Source organism: Bacillus sp. FSL K6-2944 (assembly GCF_038005385.1).
GTDB lineage: Bacteria > Bacillota > Bacilli > Bacillales > Bacillaceae_G > Bacillus_A > Bacillus_A cereus.
The window spans coordinates 3,956,812-3,973,080 of the sequence record NZ_JBBOTE010000001.1; the positions used below are offsets into that span (position 1 = coordinate 3,956,812).

The window sequence follows — 16,269 nt, forward strand, 5'->3', positions numbered from 1 at the left end:
CTCCTTCTCTGTTACCTTATAGAGATTCTAGTATACTACTTATAATCCCAATGAAATATATTTAATTTCTAAATATTCCTCGATGCCGAAATGGCCTCCTTCACGACCGATACCACTTTCTTTAAATCCACCAAATGGTGCTTGTGCAACTGATGGAAGACCATCGTTTAGACCGATAATACCGTACTCTAACGCTTCACTAATTTGGAATGCTTGGCTAATGTCTTTCGTGAAAATATACGCAGCTAAACCGTATGGTGTATTGTTTGCACGTTCGATTACTTCATCAACTGTTTTAAATTTCGCAACTGGTGCCACTGGCCCAAATGTTTCTTCATTCATACAAAGCATCGTATCATTTGCCAACCCAATTACAGTCGGTTGAATGAAATGTCCCTCTAACTCTGCGACCTTTTGACCACCATATAAAACTGTTCCACCTTTTTGAATAGCATCTTCAATATGTTCTTGTACTTTTGAAACTGCATTCTCATCAATAAGTGGCCCGACAGTCGTTCCGTCACCGAAACCGTCTCCTACTTTCAACTGCCCTACTGCCTTTTGGAACTTCTCTACAAATACTTCGTATACTTCTTCTTGAACGAATACTCGGTTTGTACATATACACGTTTGTCCTGCATTACGGAATTTCGAACCAATCACCGCTTCTACTGCTTTATCTAAATCTGCATCATTCATTACGATAAACGGAGCGTGTCCCCCTAACTCAAGCGAAACTTTTTTCATCGTTTGCGCCGCACTAGCCATTAACTCTTTCCCGATTTCCGTTGACCCTGTAAAGGACACTTTTCGAACGCGACCATCTTCCATCCATGTATCAGCAATTGCTTTTGCACTACCTGTTATGATATTGATTACGCCCTTTGGAATATCTGCTTCATGGGCTAATTCAGCTAATTTCAATGCAGTTAATGGCGTTTGACTTGCCGGTTTCACAACGGCTGTACAGCCTGCTGCAAGCGCTGGGGCTACCTTTCTCGTAATCATAGCAGCTGGGAAGTTCCAAGGTGTAATAGCTGCCATAACGCCAACTGGTTGCTTCATAACTAAAATGCGCTTATTCGGATGAGCAGCAGGAATCATTTCACCATATACGCGTTTCCCCTCTTCTGCATACCATTCAACAAAACTGTTTGCATAATTTACTTCACCAAGCGCTTCTGCAAACGGCTTCCCTTGTTCCTTCGTCATAATCGCTGCGATCTCTTCTTTATTTTCATCAATAAGCGTAAACCACTTTTTTAACTTCGTTGCACGATCTGCTGCCGTTAACTTAGACCACGTTTTAAAAGCTTCATGTGCAGCATCAACAGCTTGCTTTGCCTCTGTTACTCCGCCTTTTGGTACAGTTGCAAATATTTCCTTCGTCGCAGGATTATTTACTTCAATTTGTTCTTGTAGTGTAATCCACTCACCATTTATATACATCGCCTTTTTATCTATACTTACGAAAGTCGCCTTTTTATCCAATGTTTTCTTCCTCCTCTATGAACTTCTTAATTTTTCTAGTAGCAGCAGATTGACTAATTTGCAAAAACTCAGCCACTTTATAACTTGATCCATACGTTTTATACGCTTTAAGAATTATATTTCTCTCTACCTCTTCCAGCATTTTATAAAGGCTTTGCCCCGATTGTTCAACTGCAGCCTCTTGCATAGCGAGTGGCAAATCCTCTACCGTTACAACATCATCAACAGTAATAACAATTCTCTCAATTACATTCTCTATTTCTCTATTGTTCCCTTCCCACGGATATCCAACAAACATTTGTAACGTACTCGGCGCTAGTTTCACATCACGTCCGTACTTTTTATTAAAGTGCTGCAAGTAATGATAAATAAGCGGCAAAATATCTTCTGTTCTTTCCCTAAGCGGGGGAATTGCAATTGGAATGACATTCAAACGATAGTATAAATCTTTCCGAAATGTTCCTTGTTTCACCATCTCGCTTAAATCTCTATTTGTTGCCGCCACAATTCGAACATCTACTTTTTTTAATTCTCTTCCGCCTATAGGACGAAATGTTTTTTCTTGCAATACTTGCAAAAGCTTCGCTTGAATTTCAAGCGGCATTTCACCGATTTCATCTAAAAAAAGAGTTCCTTTATGCGCGGATTCTAATAGTCCCTTTTTCCCTTCACGATTCGCACCTGTAAAAGATCCACCTGAATATCCAAAAAGCTCCGATTCAATTAAATTAGTTGGTAATGCCGCACAATTAATTTCATAGAAACTTTCATGCTTACGGTGACTCACTTCATGTAAATGGCGTACTAATCGACTTTTTCCTACTCCAGTCTCGCCTAAAACGAGAACAGTACTATCCACTACAGATACTTTTTTGATTGTATCGACTATTTTTTGCATAGCTAGACTTTTAAAAATAAGTCCTTCATGCTCATATGTTTCTCTTAATTCTTTTTTATATGTTTTTAGCTGATTATCCATTTCCTCTACCTTTTGACGTAATTGATAGAGTTCAGTAAGGTCGCGAGAATAACTAATCACTCTTCTTAAATTTCCCTCATCATCAAAAACAGGCCTTGTACGAACGTGTAAATACTCTCCTGATTTTGTCGTTTGAACGAGTTCAATTGGCCTCTTTTTTTCAATCACTTCTAATGTCGCTGATGGATAAAAGATTCCATCCTTTTGTAGTTCTTTTACATGCTTACCAACTAACTCTTCTGCAGCTAGTTGGTAGTGCCTTTCACATGTACTATTTACACGCACAACGATTCCTTGCTCATCTGTAACAAAAATTTCGTCAAACGCATATTCAAATACATCTTTTAAATCCATTAACACTCGTTCCTTTTCTGCAACCATCCTAGCCACCCCTAACTTCAAATCCATCGATCCACTTCACTACCTTTATTATAAAGTGAATTTTCTGCATTTAATATAGAGTCAGCTAGAATGTTTGCTATTTATACTTCAGTTTTTAAACGCGAGCGATGTTTGTTTGCTCATAACAAGCTTGCAATGATTCTTCAATTATTGTTAAACCTTCTTCAAGTTGCTCATCTGTAATAACTAAAGGCATTAACACACGGATAACATTTCCATACGTCCCTGCTGATAATAACAGTAACCCACGCTTATTTGCTTCTGCACATAGATTAGCCGTTAACGTTTTGTCAGGTGCTTTCGTCTTACGATCTTGAACGACCTCAAATGCACACATTGCGCCTAACCCACGCACATCACCGATGCAATGATATTTATTTTTCATCTCTTCGAATCGGTTCATTACGACTTTTCCTAATTCTATCGCTCTATCATTTAATTTCTCATTTTCTATTACATCGAGAACAGCTAATGCAGCCGCACATCCTAATGGACTTCCTGCATACGTTCCACCAAGTTCACCTGGTGCAGACTCATTCATAATTTCTTTACGTCCAATGACACCACTTATCGGTACACCAGCACCTAATGATTTAGACACTGTAATTAAATCTGGAACGACATCATAGTGATCAATTGCAAAATATTTTCCTGTACGACTAAAGCCTGTTTGTATTTCATCCGCTACAAATAAGATGCCGTTCTCTGAACAAATGCGGCGTACTTCTTGGACAAATTTCTTACTTGGGACGATAAATCCACCTTCCCCTTGAACAGGTTCCATTACAACAGCTGCAATTGTTTCTGGTGCTACTTCCGATATGAAGAAGTTCTTAAACTCTTCAATAATAAAATCATCATACTGCTCTTCCGTTAATCCCTCTGGGCGACGGTATTCGTATGGAAATGGCGCTTTATATACTTCTGGAGCAAAGGGACCAAACCCAAATTTATATGGCTTCACTTTACTTGTCATCGTCATTGTCATTAATGTACGCCCGTGGAAACCTTTAGAAAATGCGATAATACCAGGTCTCTTCGTATATTTACGAGCGATTTTCACCGCGTTCTCAACTGCTTCTGCACCACTATTTAAAAACAGGACTTGCTTATCGAAACTTCCTGGTGCCAATGCCGCAAGCTTTTCTGCTAATTCAATATATGGCTCATACATCATGACGTTAAATCCAGTATGAATGTATTGATCGACTTGTTTATGGAGCGCTTCTTTAACCGTTGGATGACAATGCCCTACGTTAATTGTCCCGATTGCTCCTGCAAAATCAATGTACTGATTGCCATCAACATCTGTTACAAGAGCACCATTGGCAGATTGTACAAACGTTGGGATGCCGTTACTTACTCCTTTTGGTACTATATTTTGACGGCGTTCTAATAAAGATGCCGCTTTCGGTCCTGGAATTTGTTCATTTACTTTAGCAAATTTTTTTGTGTTCATTGCGTACCCCATCCTTTTCTTTACATTGTTTTCTCTTTTTATTGCAAAATATATGCCAACTTTCTTTTCTAGCATTTATCCTATATTCTTTGTATCCAGGCATAAAAAATAAGTCTATAAAGACTCATTAAGAGTCTTTATAGACTTATTTTCCTTACACATTAGACTTTTCTTTCTCCCAGAAAAACTCACCCGATTGAGAAATAAACTCTCCAACAGAATCTAACACTAAATCAGCAAGTGGTTCTAATGTTGGACGGTCTCCTGTACCAGATAGCACCCCAATTGCATAGCAATCGCCATTTTTAGCTAAATGTAAATCAGTTGGCGTATCTCCAACAACCGCAACCTCACATGATTCTAAATTAAATTTCTCACAAAACACTTCTATAATCTTTTTATCTGGTTTTTGCGCAGGGAATGTATCCGAGGCTATAATATAATCAAAAAAGTTCTCCAACTTATATTGTTTTAAAAATAATTCTGTTGGTGCGAAATCATCCGCCGTGACAACCCCTAATATAAATCCTTTATCTTTTAATGCCTGTAACACTTTCGGTAAGTCTGCTGTCATTTTCATATGCGAACGATGCTCATACATAAGGGAAAATAACTTCTCACTTACCCACTGATGCATCTCTTCTTCTCTAGCAGACTCAATATAATTACAAAGCCCCTTCGCTACATCAAGGCTTGTTCCAGCAGCTATTGCACTCCTTGGATTAACAAATGCTCCCTCTACACCAATCTCTTCTAATAAGGTCTGCCGCATTGTACTTGGTAAATGATATAAACTTATACATTCAGCTACAAGTTCTTCAGCTACTTTTATCCATATTGAATGAAAATCCATTAATGTCCCATCTTTATCAAATAATATCGCCTTTACCTTCTCCATAGCACCCTACCTCTCATTTCTTATCTCTTCCAGTGTATCAATAAAGTATGGATGTAAAATAAAAGAATTGTAAAAATACCATAAAAATCAAACTAACTCCCAATTTACAATTCATTTTAACAAAGTAAAAAAGGATGCCTTTACAGGGCATCCTCTTGATGTTCAGGAACAAATAGTTCTAAACAATGATATATATTTTCGAATTCCATCGGTGCATCTCCACCATACTCACCATCTAAATTAATCATTAGTTTATCTGGTGAATGTACTTTAATTCGGTTCGCTTGTGTATATAACACTTTTGGATTATTAATATGTTCACCACGTTGTGCTTGTGTTGCTGCTTTAATTAAATCAGCGATAGAACCTTTTTTCAATACTAATAGGTCAAATAACCCATCGTTAATAGATGCATACGGTGCTACCTTTTCAAATCCACCTACTGAACGAGTATTCGTAATTAAAAACATCGTAATTTCTTCTTGTAGTAACTTTCCATCATACTCAATTTCAACATATGTCGGATGCAATGATGGTAACATCTCGATACCTTTTAGGTAATAAGCAAGCTGCCCTAATACTGTCTTTAACTTACTCGGTACTTCGTATGTTAATTCTGTAATACGACCGCCACCAGCGATGTTAATAAAATATGTATCGTTCGCTCTACCAAGGTCTAATGGCACTGTTTTTCCTTCGCAAATAATATCTGCTGCCTCTTCAATAGAACGAGGTACACCAATTGCACGTGCAAAGTCATTTGTCGTTCCAACTGGAATAATTCCAAATTTCGGACGGAATTCATGCCCAACTAAACCGTTTACTACTTCATTTAATGTACCGTCGCCACCAGCCGCAATAACAACATCAAACTTACGATCCGCAGCTTGCCTCGCCGCCACAGTAGCGTCTCCAGGACCCGTTGTCGCATGACAAGATGTCTCATAGCCAGCTTGTTCTAATTTTTGTAATACTTCTGGTAAGCTCTTCTTAAATAGCTCACGCCCAGAAGTAGGATTATAAATAATTCTTGCTCGCTTCATCATTTATTAGCACAGGAAATTTCTTTATGTATCGAAAAAGAACATACTGAACTTCTATTCAGTATTCCCATGCCTACCTCCTCTCATCTTGCTATCCTTCTTTTATCCCGCTCAAACAGGCAGTAAGAACCCGATTCGTGTAGTCCATCAAAAGTAAATATTCATTTCAATGGTTTTTTATTTGACTCCAAAATTTATCCCGCTATTTGCGGGCAGTAAATGCCCGATTGGTGAGGGCTAATAATCAGTGTTGGATGAACCTCCCACTGATTAAAGTTTCACTTTATTTCTATCCATTCTTCCATAAAAATTTACATATAACGAATAATAACTATCTATTATTTCATGAGATGAAAAAAACCTCTATGTTTAGATTTATCATTATTCCCACCTTTTTGCAACTATCATACCATAGTTGCTATACAAACATTTTTCCACTTTTGACAGTTAATCAAACGTTTGTTTAAACGATTTTGTCTCATTTAAACAAACGTTTGATTAACCTAGAAAAACACCCATGTACGGGTGTTTTTCTGCTTAATCTTTAAAAGTTACTACTATTATCGCTTATTAATCTCTTCAAGTAAGATTTTGTTAACAAGCGGTGGATTTGCTTGTCCTTTTGTAGCTTTCATAATTTGACCAACTAAGAAGCCAATTGCACGGTCTTTACCGTTTTTAAAGTCTTCGATAGATTGCTCATTATTATCAAGAATTTCTGTTACAACTTTACGAAGTGTACCCTCGTCAGAAATTTGAACAAGACCTTTCGCTTTAACGATTTCTTCTGGGTCTCCACCTTTTTCAATTAATTCATTAAATACTTTCTTCGCGATTTTAGAAGAAATTGTACCTTTTTCAATTAATTGAACCATTTTAGATAAACCAGCAGGCGTTAATGCAACGTCTTTTAATTCTTTTTGTTGTTTGTTTAAGTATGCAAGTACTTCACCCATTAACCAGTTCGATGTTAATTTCGCATCAGCACCGTCTGCAACAGTTGCTTCAAAGAAATCAGACATCTCTTTCGTTAATGTTAACACGTGTGCATCATAAGCTGGTAAGCCTAGTTCTGCAACGTAGCGAGCTTTACGTGCATCTGGAAGTTCTGGAATAGAAGCTCGAACTGCTTCTTTCCACTCATCATCGATGTAAAGTTCAACTAAGTCTGGCTCCGGGAAGTAACGGTAATCGTCAGATCCTTCTTTCACACGCATTAAGATTGTTTTCTTCGTTGCTTCATCATAACGACGTGTTTCTTGTTGGATGATACCACCAGATAACAGTTCTTTTTCTTGGCGCACTTGCTCGTGCTCAAGACCTTTTTGTACGTAAGCGAATGAGTTTAAGTTTTTCAGTTCCGCTTTTGTACCGAACTTCTCTTGTCCAACTGGACGAAGAGAAATGTTCGCATCACAACGTAAGGAACCTTCTTCCATCTTACAATCAGATACACCAGTGTATTGAATGATTGATTTTAACTTCTCTAAGTATGCATATGCTTCTTCTGGCGTACGCATATCTGGCTCAGATACGATCTCGATTAAAGGCATACCTTGACGGTTGTAGTCTACTAATGAACCATCAGCTGTATGCGTTGATTTACCAGCATCTTCTTCTAAATGAAGACGTGTAATACCGATACGTTTCTTTTTACCGTCTACTTCGATTTCAATCCAACCATTTTCACCAATTGGCTTATCAAATTGAGAGATTTGGTAAGCCTTCGGGTTATCTGGATAGAAATAGTTTTTACGGTCAAACTTCGTTTCCGTTGCGATTTCACAGTTTAATGCCATTGCAGCTTTCATCGCAAAGTTAACTGCTTCTTTATTTAAAGTAGGAAGTACCCCTGGGTATCCTAAGTCAATTACACTTGTTTGTGTATTTGGCTCCGCTCCGAATTCTGTTGGACTCGCAGAGAAAATTTTCGAATTTGTTTTTAACTCAACGTGAACCTCTAAACCAATAATTGTTTCTAAATTCATCTATGCTCGCCTCCTTACAGACTTGCTTTTTTTGTATGATAGTCTGTTGCTTGCTCAAACGCATGTGCAACGCGGTAAATTGTCGCTTCATCGAAGTGTTTACCAATGATTTGTAGACCAAGTGGCATGTTGTTAGCACCGAATCCACATGGAACTGAAATCGCTGGAACACCCGCTAAGTTTACTGGGATTGTTAAAATGTCATTTGCATACATTGTCATTGGATCGTCAACTTTTTCTCCCACTTTAAATGCCGGAGTTGGTGTTGTTGGTCCAATAATAACATCATAGTTAGCAAATACATTTTCAAAGTCGTTCTTAATTAATGTACGTACTTGTTGTGCTTTTTTGTAATATGCATCATAGTAACCAGAGCTAAGAGCAAATGTACCAAGCATAATACGACGTTTAACTTCATCACCGAAACCTTCACTACGTGTGTTTTTGTAAAGATCTAATAAGTTATTTACATTATCAGAACGAACACCGTAACGCACGCCATCAAAGCGTGAAAGGTTAGCAGATGCTTCAGAAGAAGATAGTAAGTAATACGTTGCTAGAGCGTATTTAGAGTGTGGAAGAGATACTTCCTCCCAAGTTGCGCCCATACCTTCTAATACTTTTAAAGCAGCTAGTACTGACTCACGAGCTTCTTCGCCAACACCTTCGCCTAAGTATTCTTTCGGTACAGCAATGCGTAAACCTTTAACATCGCCTGTTAAACCAGCTAAATAGTTTCCAACTTCAACGTTTGCAGAAGTTGCATCCATGCGGTCAATACCTGAAATAGCTTGTAATAAGTATGCATTGTCTTCTACTGTACGTGTAATCGGTCCGATTTGGTCAAGTGAAGATGCGAATGCTACTAATCCGTAACGAGATACGCGTCCGTAAGTTGGTTTTAAACCTACAACACCGCAATATGCAGCTGGCTGACGGATAGAACCACCCGTATCAGAACCTAGAGAGAATAGTACTTCTCCTGCTGCTACAGCTGCTGCAGAACCACCACTAGATCCGCCTGGAACGTAATCTAAGTTCCATGGGTTTTTCGTAGCGTAGAATCCTGAGTTTTCATTTGAAGAACCCATTGCGAACTCGTCCATGTTTAATTTACCGATTGTAATTGTGTCAGCAGCTTTTAGCTTTTGCACAACTGTCGCATCATAAATTGGATCGAAGTTTGCTAATATTTTGCTTGCACAAGTTGTACGAAGACCGTTAGTTACAATGTTATCTTTTACACCAATTGGCATACCGAATAATAAACCATTATCTTCAGCGCCGATTTTTGCATCTAATTCTTTCGCTTTTGCGCGTGCATTTTCTTCATCTAATGTAAGAAAAGCTTTTACGTTATCTTCAACATCCGCAATACGTTTGTAAGATTCTTCTACTAAATCCGTAACGGAAATTTCTTTGTTGTTTAACTTCTTATGTAACTCTGATACTGAATGATCAAATAATGACATCGAAATTCCCCTCCTCTATTCTAATACTGCTGGAACACGGATTTGATTATCTTTGTGATCCGGTGCATTTTTTAATACTTCTTCAACTGGTAAACCTTTTTCTGGTACATCTTCACGCATAACATTTTTCATAGTTAATACATGAGTTGTTGGTTTTACATCTGTTGTATCTAATTCATTTAACTGTTCTGCAAATGTAACAATTGCATCTAGTTGTTTTTGAAATTTTTCTGCTTCTTGATCAGTAATTGCAAGACGTGCTAAATGTGCTACGTGCTTTACATTCTCAACGGAAATTCTTGACACGGCTAGGCCACCTCCATAATATATCGTTCAATCTACAATACTATTGATGATACCAAATTTTCAGTACTTCAAGCAAGTCAACACAGAGTACTTACGCCATTTTTACATAAAAAAAGAAAGGCAAATGCCTTTCTTTACAATTTACTCTTTATCTAACGGTTTATTTTTTGGAAATCTCTCGTTATCTTCTTCATTATCACGAATTGTTTTTTGTAATACAAAACAAGACATCGTTAAAAATAATGTTCCAATTAAATAGTATCCTTTTACACTAAGCGTTTCATCTAACGTATAAATCCCAATTAGCATACCTGAAAGCGCACAAACAAATGAAGTCCATGCTAAAAATGTGAACGCTTGCGTATTACGTCTTCTCATCGTTCTCCCCCTCGTTAGCTGTATACCCATTATAGATAAGTATATTTACCATGATGGATTTTTATGTAAATTCTAGTTTTATATTTATAAATCTATCATAAAAGAATACTATTTTAAAGAAAGTTTTCTGTCTAATCTGAAAAAACAATTAAAACAATTGGTTTTTCAGATTACCTTACTGTTCGCTAGCTATTTTCATTCATAAAAAAAGACCAGGAAAACTCCTGGTCCATTACTCTACTTAACAAACATTGGATTCTACGTTATACAAAATTGGAAGGTACAGAATTAGGGTTTGTTTGTTAAGTTTATATGTTGAACGAACTAACAGCGGAGGGGTTCCTTCTGTTAGTCCATTAAACCCAATCATTATTTTACGATTTTTTCAAGCTCCTCAAGTGAAAGATCTACTGAAATTGAACCATCATTTGTTTCTTTCTTAATTGCATCTGTTACTTCTTTTGAATGGTATAATTCAATTACTTTTTTCAGTGTTGGATCATCTTTATCTTTCGTACGAGCTGCGAAAATATTAATATAAGGCTTCGCATTTTCATTCTTTGGATCTTCTAAGAAAATAGGATCCTTCGCTGGATCTAATCCAGCTTGACCAGCAACACCGTTATTAATAACTGATGCCGCTACATCTTTTAACACACGAGGTGTTTGCTGTGCGATAACCGGTGTAATTTTTAATTTCTTCGGATTTTCAGCAATACCACTTGGATCTCCAAATAGACCAAAATCCTTTTTCAGCTTTAATAATCCAGCTGCATCAAGAAGTTTTAATGCACGTGCTTGGTTCGTTGGATCGTTTGGAATTGCAATTTCTGAACCATCTGGGATTTCATTTGATTTCTTATATTTTTCAGAGTATAAACCCATTGGTGCAATTTGTGTTGTACCAACAGCTGTAATATCTAACTTATGTTCCTTTTTAAATTGCTCTAAGAACGCAATATGCTGGAATGAGTTTAGTTCAATATCTCCATCAGCTAACGCTTTATTTGGCGTTGTGTAATCGGAGAACTCCACCAGTTTAATCTTAATCCCTTCTTTTTCAGCTTTTTTCTTCAAAATTTCCCAAGCGTCTCCATCCGTTCCAGTTACACCGACGCGAACTACTTTTTCTTTCGCTCCTGCACCCGTGTCTCCACTTGAGCAGCCGCTTAATGCTGAGACTCCTACAATCGCTGATAATGCAAATGCTAAAATTTTCTTCATTCTCTTTTCCTCTCTTCCTTTTTATGATCTGCGTAACAAGACTTTCGCAAAGTAATTCCCTAAATTTTGAGCTATCTGTACGAGAATAATAAGTAACACGACCGTTACGAACATAACTGATGTATCAAAACGTTGATAACCATATGTCATTGCTAAATCACCAAGACCGCCACCACCGACAAGCCCAGCAACTGCAGAAAATTCAATTAAACCAACTGTCATAAATGTGACACCTAAGATTAATGGCGCTAACGCTTCTGGTACAAGGATTTCAAAAACAATTCTAATTGGCGAGGCGCCCATTGCTTGTGCTGCCTCAATTACTCCTTTCGGAACGGAAACAAGGTTTGTTTCAACCATTCTAGCAATACCAATTGATGCGACTAACGTCATCGGGAAAATTGCCGCTGCTGTTCCAATCGTCGTTCCGATAACACTTCTTGTTAGTGGACTTAAGGCTACTAAAAAGATAATGAATGGTACCGGACGAATTGTATTAATTATGATGTTAAGAATAGAAAAGACCCATTTATTTTCTAAAAAGTTTCCTTTTCTCGTTACATATAAAAGTAAACCTAGAGGTATACCAAGAATTGTAGCGAATATAAGGGTTACAATTACCATTAAGAGGGTATCCCCCGTCGCATCTAGTATGCGCGGCCAAAATATACTCCAATCAACTCGCATGAGCTTCTACCTCCTTCAGCTGCACTTGCAGTCTTAGATGTTGTAATGCTTTTTGAATTTCCCTCTGCTCCCCTTGCAACTCTACAAGAAGATTTCCAAATAGCACATTTTGAAGTTCAATAATATTTCCGTACAGTACATTTACATCGACGTTATAGTTTTTTGCGATATATGATAGTACCGGCTGTCCTGTCTCCTCACCAGTAAATGTTAGACGATAAATTTGACCACCATTTTGAATTTTCGCTAGAACACTTTCCGGTAAATGATCATTAATGACAGAACGTACAAAGTTTTGAGTCGTCTTTGTTTTTGGTTGCGTGAAAACATCAAACAGTTTTCCTTCTTCAATAACTTTTCCCTTCTCCATTACAGCTACACGGTGACAAATTTCTTTCACAACATGCATTTCATGTGTAATAAGAAGAATTGTTAAATTGTATTCTCTATTTACTTTCTTTAATAAGTTTAGAATTTCTGTCGTTGTTTCTGGATCTAAGGCTGATGTTGCCTCATCACATATAAGAATATCTGGCGATGTCGCAAGTGCTCTAGCAATGCCCACACGCTGCTTTTGTCCACCTGATAGCTGCTCTGGGTAATAGTTTGCTTTATCTTCTAACCCTACAAACTTCAGCAGTTCATTTACTCTTTCTTTTATCTCATTCTTTGGCACTTTCGCTAACTTTAATGGATAAGCAATATTTCCAAATACTGTTCTTGAATTAAATAAATTAAAACTTTGAAAAATCATTCCAATTCTTTGTCTCAGTTTACGTAATTCTTTCGTCGATAATGATGTAATATCTTTATCATCTATTGAAATCGTTCCTGCCGTCGGTCTCTCTAACATATTTACTAAGCGTAATAACGTACTCTTTCCAGCGCCACTAAAACCAATAATGCCAAAAATTTCGCCTTTCTCAACTGATAATGTTACATCCTCCACCGCATGAACAGATTGCCCAGCTGATTCACACACTTTACTTACATTGTTAAAAGAAATCATTTTTTCCCCTCCTATATGCTGTAAAAACTTGAAGTAGAGCTTTCGAGGTAAAATAAAAAGTGCTCTCCTTCTTATCAACCATAAAGATAAGAAGGAGAGCACTTATATGTACTCGTTCACATCTTCTCATCTTCCAAGCCTTTATATGGCTTGCTGGAGTTAGCACGGTATTAAAAAAACCCGTTGCTGAGGTATCGTAGGGCCAGTCCCTCCACCTCTCTGGATAAGAATGTATCGATTTAATTGTCGTTTAATTAATTCTCATTATAGAACTCAGAATAATAAGAGTCAATACATTTTTTAGAAAAATATTAATTATTCCTTTATTAAAATTTTCAGATGAAAATTCATGAGAAAATAGTAACTTTCAAGGTTATTTAAAATTCTTCTTCCTCATATTTTTAAACAGGAGAATCCTCTCTACGAATTGAATAAATTTATTTGAATATGAAACTCGGAGGAAGATAAATATATGAAAACAGCTCTTTTACTCGTCGATATTCAAAACGATTATTTCCCAAATGGAAAGATGGAATTGCGTAATCCAGTAGAAGCAAGCAAATATGCTAATCAGTTATTACAACACTTTAGAACAAACAGCGAACCTATTCTTCATATCCAACACGTAGCTATAAAAGATGACGCTACTTTTTTCCTACCTAATACAGAAGGTGTACATATTCACGAAAGCGTACGTCCACTTAGAGAAGAAACAGTTATAGTCAAACATTATCCAAATAGCTTCCGAGAAACTAATCTTCTAGAGCAATTAAAACGTTTAAATATTGAACATGTCGTTGTATGTGGGATGATGACTCATATGTGTATCGATGCTACAGTAAGGGCTGCATTCGATTTTGGCTTTCAATGTACCGTTATACATGATGCTTGTGCTACAAAAGACCTGTCTTTTAAGAACGCTACTATACCAGCTGTTTACATTCACAATACAATTTTAGCTAGTTTAAATGGCGTATATGCAAATGTAATAAGCACGCAAGAATTTTTAGCTACATAAAAAAACACTCCTTTCAGTGAGCAAAACCGAAAGGAGTGTTCCTTGTCGAACCATAGATTTTCTTTCAAATTGTATTATACAGGAAATTCTCAAAATGAATACTAAAAAATATGACTAATAAGTCAACTTTTCTCATCATTTTATTTCTGTTCACATGTTTATCCCGCTATTAATAGGTTTTAGCTCATTCCCTTCGAACGATGGTAATATATAGGATTTCAATTTTAAAAGGAGCTCTTCACATTCTGTGAAGAGCTCCTCTACTATTTCTTATAAAGTTTCAGAAGTAGTTTTTGCTTGCATGTGAAGTGCTAAGTAATCAGGTCCACCAGCTTTAGAGTCTGTACCAGACATGTTAAAGCCACCGAATGGTTGGTAACCTACGATTGCACCAGTACATCCACGGTTGAAGTATAAGTTACCAACGTGGAAGTCTTCGCGTGCTTTTTCAATATGGTCACGGTTGTTAGTAATAACAGCACCTGTTAAACCGTATTCCGTATTATTTGCAATTGCAAGTGCATGATCGAAGTCTTTCGCTTTACAGAATGCTACTACTGGTCCGAAGATTTCTTCTTTCATTAAGCGAGCATCTTCTGCAACGTCAGCAACGATTGTTGGTTGGATGAACCAGCCTTTAGAATCGTCTCCTTCGCCACCTGCTAAGATTCTACCTTCTTCTTTACCAATTGCAACATAGCTCATTACTTTATCGAATGCAGCTTGGTCATTAACAGGACCCATGTTTGTACCTAATACTGCTGGGTTAGCAACTGTTAATTCTTTTGTTAATTCAACAGCACGATTTAATACATGATCATATACATCTTCATGGATTACTGCACGAGAACATGCAGAACATTTTTGTCCTGAGAATCCGAATGCTGATGCAACGATAGACTTAGCTGCTAATTCAAGATCTGCTTCTTTATCAACAACGATTGTATCTTTACCGCCCATTTCAGCGATAACGCGTTTTAACCAAATTTGTCCTGGGTTTACTTTCGCTGCACGCTCATAGATGCGGATACCTACATCACGAGATCCCGTGAAGCTTACGAAACGTGTACGAGGATGATCTACTAAGTAGTCACCAACTTCAGAACCGTTACCTGGAACGAAGTTTACTACGCCAGCTGGTAAGCCAGCTTCTTCTAATACTTCCATAAATTTCGCTGCTACTACAGGAGTTGTACTAGCTGGTTTTAGTAATACTGTGTTACCAGAAACTAAAGCAGCTGTTGTCATACCTGCCATAATTGCGAATGGGAAGTTCCAAGGAGAAATGATAACACCTACTCCTAATGGAATGTAAGAGAAACGATTATATTCAATTGGACGGCTTTCTACTGGAATACCGTCTTTTAATTTTAACATTTGACGACCATAATATTCCATAAAGTCGATTGCTTCTGCTGTATCAGCATCTGCCTCATTCCATGGCTTACCTGCTTCTTTTACAAGAATAGCAGAGAATTCATGTTTTCTGCGACGAACGATTGCTGCAGCACGGAATAAAATGTCTGCACGCATTTCTGGCTTTGATTTTCTCCAAGTTTGGAATGTTTCATCCGCTACTTGCATTGCTTTTTCAGCTAACTCACGGCTTGCTTTTGAAACACGACCAACAAGTTCCTCTTTATTTGCAGGGTTTACAGAAACAATTTTGTCTTCTGTAGTGATTTTTTCTCCCCCAATAATTAATGGATAGTCTTGTCCAAGATAAGATTCTACTTTCTTTAAACCTTCTTCAAACGCTAATTTGTTAGCCTCCACTGAAAAATCTGTAAATGGCTCATGTTTGTATGCTACTACCATTTTTTTTAGCCTCCCCTTAGAAAAACGTTTACATTTTACAACATTATTCTACACGATAATTTAGATTTATTCAAATATTCCTAGACTTATATTTTAA

The 16,269-nt window shown here is 37.2% G+C and carries 13 protein-coding genes, 1 pseudogene and 1 riboswitch; of the genes and pseudogenes, 1 reads left to right on the forward strand and 13 read right to left on the reverse strand.

Annotated features, from left to right (window positions below; translation table 11 throughout):
* Nucleotides 1-39: 39 nt before the first annotated feature.
* The 12 genes from gabD to MHH55_RS20360 all read right to left on the reverse strand — a co-directional run bounded on the left by gabD (nucleotide 40) and on the right by MHH55_RS20360 (nucleotide 13,336).
* Nucleotides 40-1,491 (reverse strand): NADP-dependent succinate-semialdehyde dehydrogenase, encoded by a 1,452-nt coding sequence (gene gabD / locus MHH55_RS20305; protein ID WP_000358132.1) that lies wholly within the window; start codon nucleotides 1,489-1,491, stop codon nucleotides 40-42.
* Nucleotides 1,484-2,851 (reverse strand): sigma-54 interaction domain-containing protein, encoded by a 1,368-nt coding sequence (locus MHH55_RS20310; RefSeq protein ID WP_078186625.1) that lies wholly within the window; start codon nucleotides 2,849-2,851, stop codon nucleotides 1,484-1,486. The genes gabD and MHH55_RS20310 overlap by 8 nt, the downstream gene beginning before the upstream one ends.
* Nucleotides 2,852-2,966: 115 nt before the next feature.
* Nucleotides 2,967-4,331, reverse strand: coding sequence for a 4-aminobutyrate--2-oxoglutarate transaminase (gene gabT, locus MHH55_RS20315; RefSeq protein WP_001093019.1), 1,365 nt, complete (start codon nucleotides 4,329-4,331; stop codon nucleotides 2,967-2,969).
* A gap of 154 nt (nucleotides 4,332-4,485) precedes the next feature.
* Nucleotides 4,486-5,229: an HAD family hydrolase gene (locus MHH55_RS20320; RefSeq protein WP_000416672.1), complete on the reverse strand. Its 744-nt coding sequence runs from the start codon at nucleotides 5,227-5,229 to the stop codon at nucleotides 4,486-4,488.
* Between the two features lie 140 nt (nucleotides 5,230-5,369).
* Nucleotides 5,370-6,275, reverse strand: a complete 906-nt coding sequence (locus MHH55_RS20325; RefSeq protein ID WP_000977679.1) for a diacylglycerol kinase — start codon at nucleotides 6,273-6,275, stop codon at nucleotides 5,370-5,372.
* Between the two features lie 557 nt (nucleotides 6,276-6,832).
* Nucleotides 6,833-8,260 (reverse strand): Asp-tRNA(Asn)/Glu-tRNA(Gln) amidotransferase subunit GatB, encoded by a 1,428-nt coding sequence (gene gatB / locus MHH55_RS20330; protein WP_078186624.1) that lies wholly within the window; start codon nucleotides 8,258-8,260, stop codon nucleotides 6,833-6,835.
* Between the two features lie 14 nt (nucleotides 8,261-8,274).
* The gene (gene gatA, locus MHH55_RS20335) at nucleotides 8,275-9,732 is read right to left on the reverse strand and encodes an Asp-tRNA(Asn)/Glu-tRNA(Gln) amidotransferase subunit GatA (protein WP_000051433.1); all 1,458 of its coding nucleotides are present in this window, start codon (nucleotides 9,730-9,732) and stop codon (nucleotides 8,275-8,277) included.
* 15 nt (nucleotides 9,733-9,747) lie between these two features.
* Entirely contained in the window at nucleotides 9,748-10,038 is a 291-nt protein-coding gene (gatC, locus tag MHH55_RS20340; RefSeq protein WP_000086999.1) for an Asp-tRNA(Asn)/Glu-tRNA(Gln) amidotransferase subunit GatC, read from the reverse strand.
* Nucleotides 10,039-10,179: 141 nt separating this feature from the next.
* A complete protein-coding gene (locus MHH55_RS20345; protein WP_001254393.1) occupies nucleotides 10,180-10,416 on the reverse strand; it encodes a YiaA/YiaB family inner membrane protein in 237 nt (78 codons plus the stop codon).
* Nucleotides 10,417-10,785: 369 nt separating this feature from the next.
* The gene (locus MHH55_RS20350) at nucleotides 10,786-11,640 is read right to left on the reverse strand and encodes a MetQ/NlpA family ABC transporter substrate-binding protein (protein ID WP_000721599.1); all 855 of its coding nucleotides are present in this window, start codon (nucleotides 11,638-11,640) and stop codon (nucleotides 10,786-10,788) included.
* Nucleotides 11,641-11,661: 21 nt separating this feature from the next.
* Nucleotides 11,662-12,327 carry a methionine ABC transporter permease gene (locus tag MHH55_RS20355; RefSeq protein ID WP_001261865.1) on the reverse strand — a complete coding sequence of 222 codons (666 nt, stop codon included), beginning with the start codon at nucleotides 12,325-12,327 and terminating at the stop codon, nucleotides 11,662-11,664.
* On the reverse strand, nucleotides 12,317-13,336 hold the full coding sequence (locus tag MHH55_RS20360) for a methionine ABC transporter ATP-binding protein (protein ID WP_078186623.1): 1,020 nt from the start codon (nucleotides 13,334-13,336) through the stop codon (nucleotides 12,317-12,319). The genes MHH55_RS20355 and MHH55_RS20360 overlap by 11 nt, the downstream gene beginning before the upstream one ends.
* A 123-nt stretch (nucleotides 13,337-13,459) precedes the next feature.
* A riboswitch (SAM riboswitch) is annotated at nucleotides 13,460-13,566 on the reverse strand.
* A gap of 242 nt (nucleotides 13,567-13,808) precedes the next feature.
* Here MHH55_RS20360 and MHH55_RS20365 point away from each other — a divergent pair.
* Nucleotides 13,809-14,374: pseudogene (locus MHH55_RS20365) on the forward strand (cysteine hydrolase family protein).
* 250 nt (nucleotides 14,375-14,624) lie between these two features.
* Here MHH55_RS20365 and pruA read toward each other — a convergent pair.
* The gene (pruA, locus tag MHH55_RS20370; RefSeq protein WP_000259555.1) at nucleotides 14,625-16,172 is read right to left on the reverse strand and encodes an L-glutamate gamma-semialdehyde dehydrogenase; all 1,548 of its coding nucleotides are present in this window, start codon (nucleotides 16,170-16,172) and stop codon (nucleotides 14,625-14,627) included.
* Nucleotides 16,173-16,269 lie beyond the last annotated feature (97 nt).

Coding starts and splice junctions, on each gene's coding strand:
- MHH55_RS20310 (WP_078186625.1), bottom strand. CDS start 2,851: ATGGTTGCAGAAAAGGAACGAGTGTTAATGGATTTAAAAGATGTATTT.
- gabT (WP_001093019.1), bottom strand. CDS start 4,331: ATGAACACAAAAAAATTTGCTAAAGTAAATGAACAAATTCCAGGACCG.
- MHH55_RS20320 (WP_000416672.1), bottom strand. CDS start 5,229: ATGGAGAAGGTAAAGGCGATATTATTTGATAAAGATGGGACATTAATG.
- MHH55_RS20325 (WP_000977679.1), bottom strand. CDS start 6,275: ATGATGAAGCGAGCAAGAATTATTTATAATCCTACTTCTGGGCGTGAG.
- gatB (WP_078186624.1), bottom strand. CDS start 8,260: ATGAATTTAGAAACAATTATTGGTTTAGAGGTTCACGTTGAGTTAAAA.
- gatA (WP_000051433.1), bottom strand. CDS start 9,732: ATGTCATTATTTGATCATTCAGTATCAGAGTTACATAAGAAGTTAAAC.
- MHH55_RS20345 (WP_001254393.1), bottom strand. CDS start 10,416: ATGAGAAGACGTAATACGCAAGCGTTCACATTTTTAGCATGGACTTCA.
- MHH55_RS20350 (WP_000721599.1), bottom strand. CDS start 11,640: ATGAAGAAAATTTTAGCATTTGCATTATCAGCGATTGTAGGAGTCTCA.
- MHH55_RS20355 (WP_001261865.1), bottom strand. CDS start 12,327: ATGCGAGTTGATTGGAGTATATTTTGGCCGCGCATACTAGATGCGACG.
- MHH55_RS20360 (WP_078186623.1), bottom strand. CDS start 13,336: ATGATTTCTTTTAACAATGTAAGTAAAGTGTGTGAATCAGCTGGGCAA.
- pruA (WP_000259555.1), bottom strand. CDS start 16,172: ATGGTAGTAGCATACAAACATGAGCCATTTACAGATTTTTCAGTGGAG.